At 38.7% G+C, this 13031-nt stretch carries 10 protein-coding genes; 7 read left to right on the top strand and 3 right to left on the bottom strand.

The window, feature by feature from the left end; genetic code table 11:
- Positions 1-248: 248 nt before the first annotated feature.
- The 6 genes from ACN1CD_RS06190 (at position 249) to ACN1CD_RS06165 (ending at position 9742) form a co-directional block, all read left to right on the top strand.
- The gene (locus ACN1CD_RS06190) at positions 249-3509 is read left to right on the top strand and encodes a SusC/RagA family TonB-linked outer membrane protein (RefSeq protein ID WP_419129452.1); all 3261 of its coding nucleotides are present in this window, start codon (positions 249-251) and stop codon (positions 3507-3509) included.
- Between the two features lie 10 nt (positions 3510-3519).
- On the top strand, positions 3520-5088 hold the full coding sequence (locus ACN1CD_RS06185) for a SusD/RagB family nutrient-binding outer membrane lipoprotein (protein WP_419129451.1): 1569 nt from the start codon (positions 3520-3522) through the stop codon (positions 5086-5088).
- 10 nt (positions 5089-5098) lie between these two features.
- Entirely contained in the window at positions 5099-6604 is a 1506-nt protein-coding gene (locus ACN1CD_RS06180) for a DUF5689 domain-containing protein (protein ID WP_419129450.1), read from the top strand.
- Between the two features lie 63 nt (positions 6605-6667).
- Entirely contained in the window at positions 6668-8077 is a 1410-nt protein-coding gene (locus tag ACN1CD_RS06175; RefSeq protein WP_419129449.1) for a calcineurin-like phosphoesterase C-terminal domain-containing protein, read from the top strand.
- A gap of 35 nt (positions 8078-8112) precedes the next feature.
- Positions 8113-9021 (top strand): glycerophosphodiester phosphodiesterase family protein, encoded by a 909-nt coding sequence (locus ACN1CD_RS06170; protein WP_419129448.1) that lies wholly within the window; start codon positions 8113-8115, stop codon positions 9019-9021.
- Positions 9022-9052: 31 nt separating this feature from the next.
- The gene (locus ACN1CD_RS06165; protein WP_419129447.1) at positions 9053-9742 is read left to right on the top strand and encodes a GDSL-type esterase/lipase family protein; all 690 of its coding nucleotides are present in this window, start codon (positions 9053-9055) and stop codon (positions 9740-9742) included.
- Between the two features lie 546 nt (positions 9743-10288).
- Here ACN1CD_RS06165 and ACN1CD_RS06160 read toward each other — a convergent pair.
- Positions 10289-10741 (bottom strand): hypothetical protein, encoded by a 453-nt coding sequence (locus ACN1CD_RS06160; RefSeq protein WP_419129446.1) that lies wholly within the window; start codon positions 10739-10741, stop codon positions 10289-10291.
- Between the two features lie 76 nt (positions 10742-10817).
- Positions 10818-11594 (bottom strand): XRE family transcriptional regulator, encoded by a 777-nt coding sequence (locus ACN1CD_RS06155; protein ID WP_419129445.1) that lies wholly within the window; start codon positions 11592-11594, stop codon positions 10818-10820.
- Between the two features lie 132 nt (positions 11595-11726).
- Here ACN1CD_RS06155 and ACN1CD_RS06150 point away from each other — a divergent pair, with 132 nt between their 5' ends.
- The gene (locus tag ACN1CD_RS06150; RefSeq protein ID WP_320465884.1) at positions 11727-12077 is read left to right on the top strand and encodes a GIY-YIG nuclease family protein; all 351 of its coding nucleotides are present in this window, start codon (positions 11727-11729) and stop codon (positions 12075-12077) included.
- 81 nt (positions 12078-12158) lie between these two features.
- On the opposite strand, the gene bla is transcribed toward ACN1CD_RS06150, so the two are convergent.
- Positions 12159-13016: a subclass B3 metallo-beta-lactamase gene (gene bla / locus ACN1CD_RS06145; protein WP_419129444.1), complete on the bottom strand. Its 858-nt coding sequence runs from the start codon at positions 13014-13016 to the stop codon at positions 12159-12161.
- Positions 13017-13031: the final 15 nt, after the last annotated feature.

Here is a 13031-nt window from a genome sequence, read left to right as displayed (position 1 = left end):
ACTTTCGATTTGTTATTAAATTGTCTTTATCGAAAGACATAATAACTAAATAAAAATAAAACGGAATAATTACATTCAGATTCTTATACCTTAATATTTCGTTAACATACTTTTAATGTGGGGAGGCTTACTTTGTCCGCTGATCCGGAACTGGTAAAACGAATTAGGGAACAATTACTAACCGGATATAGCTAATTATGATTAAAAAATTTACTCAAAAAATTTCTTGGCGGCAATGTGTTTTACATTTGAAGAAAAGTCGCAAGAATGATGATCAACAAGTCCTCAAAAGTTCTGGTCATCTACAGAAAGGATTGGCAGCTTTTATCGCTGCTGCACTCATTCCGCTTTTCTTCTTCAGCACCGCAATTGCACAAATTACTCCTGCTACCATCATGGTTAAAGGAACGGTCTTAGATGATGAAGATGGACAAATTCTGGTTGGAACAACGATTACAGATGGCAATAGAAAATTTTTAGGGGTAACCAATGACAAAGGAAATTTCGCCGTAAATATTACGAAAGGCAGTACAATAACCTACAATATGGTGGGTTACAAAGCCGTTAGCCGGGTATTTAATAGCAATGAAACCAATGCGGTTATTAGATTAGCTTCTTCTACAAGCAATTTAAATGAAGTGGTGGTCACTGCTTTAGGAATAAAAAGGGAGGAGAAAGCTTTGGGTTATTCGGTAACTAAAGTGGACAGCACAGCCTTAACAAATGCTGTGGCCAGTAATTGGACAGAATCGTTATCTGGAAAAGTAGCTGGGTTAAATCTGGTTCGGAACAGTGGTCCGGCAGCTTCGAATAAAATTATCTTACGTGGAGAGAACAACCTCACCGGCGATAATGAGGCGCTGATTGTAATTGATGGGGTAGTGGCCAGTAGTTCTGCCAGGCGTACGGCTGCGTCTTCCGGAGGTGTTTACGGTACATCAGGAGATGTGATGCCAGCCGATTTTGGTTCTGCATTGAACGATTTAAATCCTGATGATATTGAGAGTGTTACCGTATTGAAAGGGCCAGGAGCATCTGCTTTGTACGGACAACGCGGTGCTAACGGTGCCATTATCATCACCACAAAATCTGGTAAAGCAAACAAAAAACTCAACATCACATTCACCTCAAACAGCACGTGGGAAACCGTAAATAAAAGCCCTGATGCTCAAAATCAATTTGGTCAGGGCCAATTCGGCGTACCTTATTTCTCTTATGGCACATCGGATGATGGTCCAAGTACGAATGGTACCAGTGCAAGTTGGGGCGCTCCATTCGGTACAGGTGCAAGTTATTTTCAATATGATCCGGCAACAAAAATACGTGGATTAGCCAGAACACCATGGGTAGCTTATCAAAACCCGGTTGATGCTTTCTTTCAAACTGGTTTCGAATCCTCAAACTCTTTAAGTTTAGACGGTTCTTACAAAGGTGTAGGCATGCGTTTTTCTGTCAGTCATGGCGATAACGAGTGGATTGTACCGAATACCGGATTAAATCGTACTTCAGTTTCTTACTCTGCCAATACGGATGCCAGTAAAAAGTTAAGTGTAACGTTCAAAGCAAACTATAACAACAGGAACAGCGATAACTTACCTGCAACAGGTTATGGAAACCAATCTTTAATGTACTGGTTTATGTTTGCTCAACCCAATGTAAATACCGATTGGTACAGAGATTACTGGGCGCCGGGAAAGGAGAATGTTCAGTTTGTGAACATTACCACCACCAATCCTGAAAGTCCATATGCCATTTCTGAGCAGTATATTAATAAGCAACGTAGAAACGGGATCTTGAGTAATATTCAGGCCACTTATAAAATTGCCAGCAATTTAAGTTTTTTATTAAGGGGATCAATAGATTATAATAAAGATATCCGCGAAACACAACGCCCGTGGGATGCCGCCGGAAATAAATTTGCGCAAGGATCTTATCGTGTGCAGAACATTAATTCTTACGAAACAAACGTTGATTTTCTGGTTCGATATGATAAAAAAATCACCAAAGACTTACAGCTAAATGCCAACGTAGGCGGAAGCCAGATGCGGAATGAATATAAAAAATCTGAATTGCGTGCAGATGGATTAGTTGTTCCAGGAATTTATGACCTTACCAATAATGCAAGTCCGCTTGTTTCTGTTCCGGATACGGCCAGATATCGGATTAATAGTTTTTATGCAGCCTTATCCTTCAGTTTCAAAAACTACCTATTTCTTGATTTAACTGGTCGCCAGGATTGGAGCAGCACATTGGCAACTCCATTCAGAACGGATAATGTTGGTTTCTTTTATCCATCAGCCAGTACTTCACTTATTGTTTCAGATTTATTATCTCTTCCCCAGGCAATCAGTTTCTTTAAATTAAGAGCATCAGTTTCTCAGGTTGGAAGCGGCGGAACAACACCATACCGAACCGCTTATAATTATAGTCTTGCTTCGAATGGGGTTTATCCGGATAGCGCAATGACAAATCCGAACGTTTTACCAAACCCAAATTTAAAACCGTTAAAAACCACTACTATAGAATTGGGTACAGAGTTACGGTTATTTAAAAACCGCTTAAATTTTGACTTTGCCGCTTATCTTGGCAATACGAAGAATCAAATCCTAAATAGAATTGTCGATCGCTCAACCGGTTATAATGTGGCTGTTTTTAATGTGGGTCGCGTACAAAATAAGGGGATTGAGATTGCCGTTAACGGAACGCCGATTAAAGGACAGAAATTTAAATGGGAACTTACCGGAACATTTACTGCAAACCGCAACATTATTAAAGAATTAGCAGATAGTTCTGTGGTGCTTAGAACTGGTGCCCTGGGTGGCGGACAAATCGTAGCGAACGTTGGAGGAAGCATGGGCGATTTATATGGAAGGGGATATATGCGATCGCCAGATGGTCAGATTGTTTATGATTCAACTACAGGAAATGCCAAAATCAGTACTTCCGATTTAATTTATCTGGGTAATACCATGCCGAAGTTTAGATTCAGTTTTGGTTCTACGCTAACCTACGATCGCTTCAGCATCAATGGATTATTTGATGCGCAGCTGGGCGCCGTAGCACATTCACTTACTTTCTCCAGGATGGCTGCTTTAGGAAAACTTAACCTCACCTTACCAGGAAGATATAATGGTGTTGTTGGAGATGGGGTGGTTCAAAATTCAAACGGCACTTATCGTCCAAATGACGTGGTAGCAACTAATCTGGAAAGCTTTTATACTTCTCTTTATGGTTCAGACCAGGCAGAAGGCAGCGTATTCAGAACAGATTATTTAAAATTCAGGGAGGCAAACATTACTTATGCTTTCGGGCCAGCATTCTTAAAAAGAATCGGTTTTACCAAGCTAACCATAGGTGCATACGGAAGAAATCTATTTATTTGGTCGCCATGGCCGGCATTTGATCCTGAATTTGGAACGCTTTCTGGCACTGATATCGTGCAGGGTTTTGAAACAGGTCAATTACCATCCACCAGAAGTTATGGTGTTCGTTTAGTGGTAGGCTTATAATTAAAAGACAATGAAAACAAAAAATCAAATAACCAGCTATATCTTTATATCTCTGTTTTGTTTATCGGCTTTCTCTTGTAAAAAAGATTTTAATGAAGTCAATACAGATCCGATTGGGCGTTCTACCACCACAGCAGGCCAGTTACTGGCGCCAGCCTTGGTAAATGTGCTCTCTACAAATATGTCGAGGAATCGAAGTTTTAACAACGAGTTAATGCAGGTTACGGTAGATATAAGTGATGCTGAAGGTAAAGTGTTCCGTTACGATGTTCGCCGGAACTGGGCAGATTATACCTGGAACAATTGGTATGTCGAATTAACTAACTTACGGGATATTTACAACATTGCCAATCAGCCAGAATCATTAAACAACTCTTATAAAGGAATTTCTTTGATTACGCAGGCCTGGGTATTTCAGTTGTTAACTGATGTTTATGGGGATGTTCCATACTTTGATGCCAATAAAGGCAAAGAGGGAATTATCGAGCCTGCCTTTGATAAACAAAAGGATATTTACCTGGATCTTTTAGCTAAGCTCGAAGAAGCAAATAAATTATTATCGGAAGGAAAGGCGATCACCGCTTCTTCCGATCCAGTGTACCAAGGGGATATTAGCAAGTGGCGCAGGTTTGGTAACTCATTATATTTAAGATTATTGCTCCGTATTTCTGGTAAATCAGAGATGAGCGCACAAGCGATTGCTAAAATAAAAGAGATAGCAGATACGAACAAAGCAAATTATCCGATTATGGAGAATAATGCGCACACGGCAAAAATTTTATGGAATGGCACCAATAGCAGTACGGCTGTTTATTCCTCGCCATTTATGATTGGTGTTCGAGCCGTCGACTTCAGAACGCCTGCCATTACCGACTTCTTTCTGGGTAACCTTACGGCCTGGGCAGATCCGCGTGTGAATCCACAGCTGGGAAAAAATAATGTAAATCGGTTTGGAATCGCACCAGGACCCGATGGCTATGTGGGTGTGCCTAGCGGATATGATGCTGGTAATTCAGTGAAAAAGCAATCTTATTTTTATTCTGATGCCACGAATGCACCTTATACTTTACAGACTGATCGTTTTACAGGGATCATTATGAATTGTGCTGAAGTCGATTTTATACTGGCTGAAGCCGCGGCAAAAGGCTGGATTAATGGAACCGGAGAAACCTATTATTTAAAGGGAATTGCAGATGCTGTAAATTACTGGATGCCTGAGCGCTTTACAGGTGCTAGTGATCCGGAGGTAACTAATTATGTAACTGCAGCAGATATCACATGGAGTAACGCTTTGCCTTTAGAGAACCTAACCAGGAACTCGCCAAGCAAAATGCAACTGATTCAGATTCAGAAATATTATGCACTGTTCTTAGTCGATTTCCAACAATGGCTGGAATATCGCCGTACAAAACATCCATTTTTACAAACTGGAACTGGTTTCGCCAATGGCGGTCAAATGCCTGCCAGACTCAATTATCCATTAGTTACACAATCTACAAACCCAACGGCTTACCGCAATGCAGTTGCCGCTCAAGGTGCAGATGACATTAACACACTTGTTTGGTGGCAAAAACCTTAACCGAGAATTTATGAAACACATCATATTATACCTAGCTGCTATTTTTATTTTCGGTAGCACTTTATTGAGCTGCAAACGTGAAAGCGATTATGTGGTGGTAAATCCAAGTCCGTTTATTGCAAATTTTGATCTGCGTAAACTTTATAAAAATGCAGAAGTACAGCTAAACACCACTAACCTGGCGGGAGCCAATAGCATTAGAGGGGTGGTTATTTCTGATCAGACGAACGGAAATGTACCTGCCGGATTACTAATCCTGCAAAATAGCAGAATTACAGGAAGCGGGATTGATTCGTTAAGGGGCATCGCCATTAATATCGGTTCAGAGTCTGTTAAGTACGTTCCGGGAGATTCTGTTCACATCAAAATAGATGGGAGTACATTGAAGCGTGAGAATGGAATTCTTCAGCTTGCCGGGGTAAACGCAAGCGAAATAAAAAAAATAGCTTCGGGCAGAAGTATAAAGGTACAGGCCGTAAACGCCGGAACACTCAACAGCCGTCCTGATTTTTATGAAAGTACATTGATTACGATTAGTAAGGGGGTGGTAGAACCAGAACCTGCAACAGGAGAGGTTTTCGTGGGTGATAAAATGATCAATGATGGTTTTGGCAAGGTGACAGTGCATACCGAAGCGAATGCTTCATTGGCAAAAGCTGCAATGGTTCCATTTGCTGATTTTACCGGAATCGCGTTTAAAACCTCAAACGCAATACAGATTTGGCCAAGATACCTGGATGATGTTTATGAGCTGGACATTATTAAAGTCTCACCATTAGTGATTACGGGATACCTGGTCGACCCAACCAGTTCTGATGCCAATTATGAATACATGCAGTTTAAAGCGACAAAAGATATCAATTTTGCAGTTACACCAATGGCTATTGTAACCACTAATAATGCAGGGATTACGGCAGCACCAGTTTTGGGCTGGGCAATGGGTGGTGTAAGAACATACAAGTTTAATATCACATCTGGAACGGTTAAGAAAGGACAGTTTTGTTATGTAGGTGGTAATAAAAATATCTGGGGTGCTGGTTCAACAAATATCAGCGCTGCTGTATGGATTAAGAGTATGCAATATGCCACCGTGAATGGCGATGGCTTTGGGACAGCAACCTCTAACCTGTTGGCTAACAGTGGTAACGTAGCCGGTATTGCGGTGTTCGATGGCATAAATGTAACCGCTACTTCAATTCCTTTAGATGTAGTGATGTTTGGCGGAGGTGGAAGCATTTATAGTGCTGGTCCGCCAGAAGTGGGCTATCGCATTACCAATACTGATAAATACAGTGTGATTCAAAATAGAAAACGGGTGAGTTTTTATGGAGCAGGCACCAATACAAATAAGTTTGCCTTTCCTGCTGCAACTAATTTTACTATTCTTGGCGGTGTTTATGATGCAACAACTGGCTTATGGAGTACAGGGAGAGTAGCCAGAGGTATTGAACTTAAGGCCAATTCACAGCTTTCCGAAATCGAACAAGCAACAGGCTTCACAACCCTGGTAAATTAATTTAATCGATCAAGCCATCCATAAATAGATGGCTTGATTGATTTGTTTCAACATTTAATATTTATGAATAGAAGATCTTTTATCCAAAAAACAAGTTTATTAACTACCACGCTTTTTGTAAGCTTAAAATCTTTCCCATCATCAATGTTTTCCATTGATGGGGTAGTAAGCGGATCGGTTACCAGCAAAGGTAAAGCGGTGGCAGGCGTGGTAATTTCTGATGGCTATCAGGTGGTACAAACTGATAAAACTGGTCATTATGAAATTAAATTACACGAGCTTGCCCGTTTTGTTTGGATCAGTACGCCATCTGGTTATGAATTTAAAACGGAAAGTAGCATCTCCAGACACTATTATAAACCAGATACTGCCGGAAAATTAAACTTTGATCTTCAGCCTTTAAAACAAAACGATCATAAGCATAACTTCATTATTTGGGCAGATCCCCAGGTAAAAAACAAAAGTGATGTACAGCAGATGATGGAAACGTCAGTGCCTGATACCAGGAAAACGGTTGAGGGAATGGGGAAAACATTGGTACATGGAATAGGCGTTGGAGATTTAGTGTGGGATAATTTTGATTTATTTCCAGCCTATGATGAAGCAATAGCGAAAATTGGCATTCCTTTTTTTCAGGCACTCGGTAATCATGATCAGGATTACAGACAAGGTGGTGATGATACATCTGACAGAACCTTCCAGGCACACTACGGCCCAACTTATTATTCGTTTAATCGCGGGAAAGCACATTATGTTGTTTTAGATGACGTACGCTATCTGGGAACCGAAAGAAACTATGATGGATATATCACGCCAACACAACTAGATTGGCTTGCTAAAGATTTGCAGTTTGTGAAGAAAGACGCACTTTTGATTATTTGTCTGCATATCCCGGTGCATAATTCAGTAAAAAACAACGATGACTTTTATGCTGTAATCAAAGATTTTAAAAATGTTCATATCATGTCTGGCCATACACACTTTAATAAAAATGTGATCAAAAATGGTGTATATGAGCATAATCATGGCACAGTTTGCGGCGGTTGGTGGACTGGGCCGATTTGCGAAGATGGAACACCACGCGGTTACGGCGTATATGAGGTTGACGGAACAAATCTGAAATGGTATTATAAATCAACTGACAGAGATAGAAAAGATCAATTGTCGGTTTACGTAGAAACTTTAACAAATCAGAAACGAGTAATTGCCAATGTTTGGAATTACGACCCGGAATGGAAGGTTGAGTATTTCTTAGACGGCAAAGCAATGGGAACGCTTGCACAGCAGGATGGCTTTGACCCATTGGCAGTTAAATTATACAGGGGCGACAAGTTGCCAAATCCAAGACCTTTTGTAGAAGCCAGATCAACCGACCACCTTTTTATGGCACATTTTGAGCCTGCAGTTAAAAAGGTGAAGGTAGTTGCAATCGATCGTTTCGGCGAAAAGTTTACCACAGAAGTAGACGCTTAAATTTATCTAATTACTCAAAAAATTATAATCTATCAATGATGAAATCAAGCTTATCCGCAATATTAATTACCACTGCCTCCTTAGTAGCAATAAACTCTTACGGTCAAAAGAATATTAAGTTTCCTGCTTTCAGTGCAGAGGCACATCGGGGCGGAAGAGGTTTGGTGCCAGAAAATACGATCATGGCCATGATCAATACCTTGAATATTAAAGGTATAACCACTCTGGAAATGGATACGCATATTACAAAAGATGGGCAAGTGGTTGTTACTCATGATGATTATTTGAGTCCTGCCTTTATGCTTACACCTGATGGAAAAGATATTCCGGAAGCAGATGCAAAGCGATATCCAGTTTTTGGGATGGATTATGCGGAGTTGAAACAATTTGATCTTGGAACAAAATATTTTGAGGCATTTCCAACACAACGAAAGGTGAAAAGTTACATTCCGCTATTGGCAAACTTGATTGATTCTGTTCAGCAGGACATCAAGAAAAATAAACGCCAGCAGGTTTTCTATAACATTGAAACGAAGTGCAGTCCGCAGGGCGATGGCATTACCAATCCTGAGCCGGAAGTTTTTGTTAAGCTATTGATTGAGGTAATTGAAAAAAAGAAAATTGCACCTTTCGTAGTGATTCAGTCATTCGATAAACGAACGATTCAGCTGATCAACAAAAATTATCCTGAGATAAAGACTTCATTCCTGGTGGCAAATAAGAAATCTTACGAGGAAAATATTGCAGATTTGGGTTATAAGCCATTTATTTTAAGTCCGGTTTGGCAAATGGTAAATGAAGAGTTGGTAACAAAGGCGCATGTCGATGGCGTGAAAGTTATTCCCTGGACTGCCAATAAATTAGAAGACATTCAAAAACTAAAAGCTTTAAAGGTAGATGGAATAATATCTGATTACCCTGATATTTTAGTTCAGGCAAAATAATTATGTTTGAAGAATATAATCCAATCCACTTATGAGAAGAACTTCTTTCTACAAATGCCTGATCACATTCAGTTTATTATTTACCGTTGCGACTGTAAACGCACAAACAGTACAATGGGATAGCACTTATCGGCCAGGTAAATATGTTGAGTTGGTAAAGAAGTTTAAAGATGATCCAAAATCGAAGAAAGATATAGTTTTTCTGGGAAACAGCATCACTGCAGGAACAGATTGGGCTAAGCTTTTAGATTTGCCACAGGCGAAAAACCGTGGCATATCCGGCGATATTACTTTTGGCGTTTTAGACAGGTTGCAGGATGTAATTGATGGAAAGCCGTCAAAAGTTTTCATTCTCATCGGGATTAATGATATCTCTAGAAATATTCCAGATAGTATTATTCTGAGGAATTATAAATTAATGGTTGCGAGAATTAGAAAAGGATCGAAGAAGACCCGGATTTACTTCAATACACTTCTTCCCGTAAATAGCTCCTTCGCGAAATTCAAAAATCACTATGGTAAGGATGAACATATTATTTATCTAAACGAGGAAATCAGAAAGCTTAATGCTAAAAATGTTACGGTAGTGGATCTTTATCCGGTTTTCTCGGATCAGGATAAACATTTACGTGCAGAGTTAACTAAAGATGGTTTACACTTGATTCCAGCAGGATATGAAGTGTGGTCTGCATTTTTAAAGAAAAGCGGTTATTTAAAGTAAGAACAGTAATGGCCTAAATTGATTGACTTATACCTGCCCTTTGGGCATTAATTTTTAAATATTTTTGCCCGCTCTTTGCCGCGGAGGCATGGTACTTTGGAGCGCCAAAGTACCCAAAGCGCCCTGTCAATCCAGCTAGGGGCCTTTTAGACAATCCTACACACATCAAAAAAACAGGCACTTCGTTTTGTGTTCAGAATTATCTTAGGCTTCGAATTTGCATTTATGAACACAAAACCACTGCGTTTAAGGTTTGGTAGTGCTATTATATACTATTGTACAACCGTTTTTTTGATTTTCCTGGCCCTTGGGATTGACGGTGCTCTTCGGTAAAACCTGTGCTTTATTAAAGTTGGTTAGCAAAATGCAGAAAAAACCATGTCTAAAAGAAGTATTAACATGATAATCTGAAAGGGAGAAATGGAAATCATAATCCTCTTTTAGAATAGCGGTTGCAAATACTATAATCAGGTTAATAACAAAAATGCCCCAAAATTTACTTCGGGGCATTTCCATATTATCGAATATTGTTATTGCTAAATTTATTTAGCCTTTTACTGGTGGGGTTGGTGCTTTTGGTCCTTTACCTTTTCTATCACCATGGTGCATTCCTTTGCGCATTTTTCCACCTTTTTCTCTTGCTTCAGCGCGGAAAGCTTCCATTTTAGTTCTTTGCTCTGCTGTTAATATGCCGTCGATTTTTGCTTTTTGTTGATCAAGTACAGCCTTACGCTCATCCATTTTTCCTTTCCTTGCACCTTCTTCGGCTTTTCTCCAGGTTTCCATTTTTTTAGCGTTTTCTAATTCAACTGCGTAAATTTTCTTTTTCTGATCTGCAGTTAAGTTCAGCTCTTTCTCTAATCTTGAAGTTGCTTTTTCTGCACGTTGTTCTGCAGTTAATTTAGGCATTTGTCTTCTTGGCCTTTTGGTACTGTCTTGTGCAAACGCAGCAGTAAAACCCATTACTGCTATTGCGATTGTTAAAATTGCTTTTTTCATGTTCTTATTATTTATGTGTTTGTATAATAGAGATGAAAAGCACGAAACAGTTTAATCGGCTATAAGTTAAAAAGTGTTAATTTTTGTTAAGCTGAGAAATTGACTTTTGCATCTGCGCCATCATCTGACTTAAAGTTTCCATTGTTGGGTCTGGTGCAGGTTCTGGTAAGGACGTAGATATATATGCTTTCGCACGCCAGATTTCCAAAATATCATCAGCTGCAATGGTATATGGATCGTATACTTTATTGTCTGAAATTAATTTCAAGTCTTTATTTTCTTTGAATCGGTTTCCGGCACGTTTATAAACAACACCTTCATTTTTACTGATTACGATATAGGTCTCACCAGTTTTAACTTCATTCCAGTTCTCCAGGTATTCACCTATAATAACACTTCCAGGTTGAACAGGTAACATACTATCACCCATAATCTCAAAAGCCCTGAAAGTACCCTGACGAAGCGCGGCGAGTGGCAATTGGAATTTAGGAAGATCGCTGATGTACTGTGGATCTGAAAAACCATTCAGATAACCAGCACTTGCCTTAACGGGTACCAACTCAATGTTCTCCCGATCGTTCTGATCTACTGAAATACTTAATACCCTTAAGTTAGAACCAGAGCTTTTAGGTTTAGGTTTCCAGCTGTCACTTATCTTCTCATTAATGAATTCATCGATGGTTAATTCAAAATATTCTGCTATTTTTTTTAGCAAATCGTATTTTGGTTCTGCTCGATCTTCTTCATAAGCACCAATAAGTGATCTCTTGATTTCCATAATATCAGCGAAATTCTGCTGTGTATGGCCTTTTTTCTTTCTGAGATACTTTAAATTATTTGAAATATTCGACATAAAAATAAAGTTTAAAATAAATTTGGAATTACTAAAATAGTTAGTAATTTTATGCTCATAAAGTTAGTAATATTATTTTGATTTGCAAGAAGGCATACTAAATAGTTTAGTTTAATTAAAAAGTTAAAAATCATGAAAAAATTTGTTTACATCGTTACCGACAGAAATCGCACCAGCATGCATGTAGGCATGAGTTCTGATTTAATTAAAACATTAGACTTCTATAAGCAAATGCCAAATTTGTTTTTCGATAATGGGCAACAATTAACACGTTTAGTATACTTTGAAGAATTTAAAAGCGAGGCTCAGGCACTGGCTCGTTTCAAAATAATTAGCAGGTTTACGAGAATGCAAAAAGAGCGCCTGGTTCGTTCCTGCAATCCGGATTGGATCGATCTTACTATTGGTTTAGATTTTGAAAACATCTTATTACATAGAAACATCACCAACCAGATTAACCTTGCTTTTACGAGTTTATCATAGGTAAAGCGTTTAATCCTAAAAGGTATTCAATACCTTAATTAAAGATTTTGGTAAATGAAGATATGTTCAGGTGGATTAGGATTATTCTTTTACTTTTTCTAAAAGAGTATTTTTTAGATCTTTAATCTTATTCAGGTATTCCGCTCTATCCATAAAAACTTTTGGATTGTAAGCAACTCCTGGTTTACGTTTTTGATGAAGATCAAATTGGCTGGCATGTGAAGCAACCCATACATCAAAATCAATTTTTTGCATGGCATCAAATGTTTTAATGTAATCTTCTTTAATTGTTGGATAATCTTTTATTTCCGAAAATTTTCTATCAGTAATTATTGATGGTAGGTTTGCAATCAGGATACGGTAGCTTCTGTTTTTATCTCTGGTATTAAAAACAAAACTGCATGAACCCTTTGTGTGCCCCGGATGATGAAGCATTGTTAACGTTGTGTTGCCCAGTTTTACCTTGTCATTGTTTTTAAGAAGATAATCAGGTGCGATAGGTTTGAAACTAACGCCAAGTTTTCCAAGTTCGTAATCAGATTTACCACCTGTTTTAAGTTCATTTGCATCCTTCTCATCAACATAAAGTTTTGCACCTGTTTCTCTCTTAATATCAGCCATTGCACCCAAGTGATCAAAGTGCGCTTGAGTTAAAAGCAATATTTTAATTGATTTATAGTCGAAACCCAGCGTTTTAATATTCTCCTTTATTATTGGAAATGAATTGGCTAATCCGGTATTAATTAAAATATTGCCCTGATTAGTAACAATTAAATATGATGCTAAATCATAGGTGCCCACATAATAGAGGTTACCGGCAATTCTAAAAGGCTCTGTTTTTTCAGACCATTCTTTCGGGTTATTTGCAGGCTCAGTAACATCCTGAGCAAAAGCCAGCACCCTAAAAGATAATAATATAATGAGAAAAATATTTTTCATAATGTAAAAATTCTT

This window comes from Pedobacter sp. N23S346 (assembly GCF_048515415.1).
Classification (GTDB): domain Bacteria; phylum Bacteroidota; class Bacteroidia; order Sphingobacteriales; family Sphingobacteriaceae; genus Pedobacter.
The sequence above is the reverse complement of the archived record's forward strand: the minus strand, read 5'-3'. Positions and strand labels throughout refer to the sequence as shown.

Bases quoted from the DNA above. Each gene is read 5' to 3' on its own strand.
- ACN1CD_RS06180 (WP_419129450.1), top strand. From the start codon at position 5,099: ATGAAACACATCATATTATACCTAGCTGCTATTTTTATTTTCGGTAGC.
- ACN1CD_RS06175 (WP_419129449.1), top strand. From the start codon at position 6,668: ATGAATAGAAGATCTTTTATCCAAAAAACAAGTTTATTAACTACCACG.
- ACN1CD_RS06165 (WP_419129447.1), top strand. From the start codon at position 9,053: ATGAGAAGAACTTCTTTCTACAAATGCCTGATCACATTCAGTTTATTA.
- bla (WP_419129444.1), bottom strand. From the start codon at position 13,016: ATGAAAAATATTTTTCTCATTATATTATTATCTTTTAGGGTGCTGGCT.
- ACN1CD_RS06155 (WP_419129445.1), bottom strand. From the start codon at position 11,594: ATGTCGAATATTTCAAATAATTTAAAGTATCTCAGAAAGAAAAAAGGC.
- ACN1CD_RS06150 (WP_320465884.1), top strand. From the start codon at position 11,727: ATGAAAAAATTTGTTTACATCGTTACCGACAGAAATCGCACCAGCATG.
- ACN1CD_RS06170 (WP_419129448.1), top strand. From the start codon at position 8,113: ATGATGAAATCAAGCTTATCCGCAATATTAATTACCACTGCCTCCTTA.
- ACN1CD_RS06160 (WP_419129446.1), bottom strand. From the start codon at position 10,741: ATGAAAAAAGCAATTTTAACAATCGCAATAGCAGTAATGGGTTTTACT.
- ACN1CD_RS06185 (WP_419129451.1), top strand. From the start codon at position 3,520: ATGAAAACAAAAAATCAAATAACCAGCTATATCTTTATATCTCTGTTT.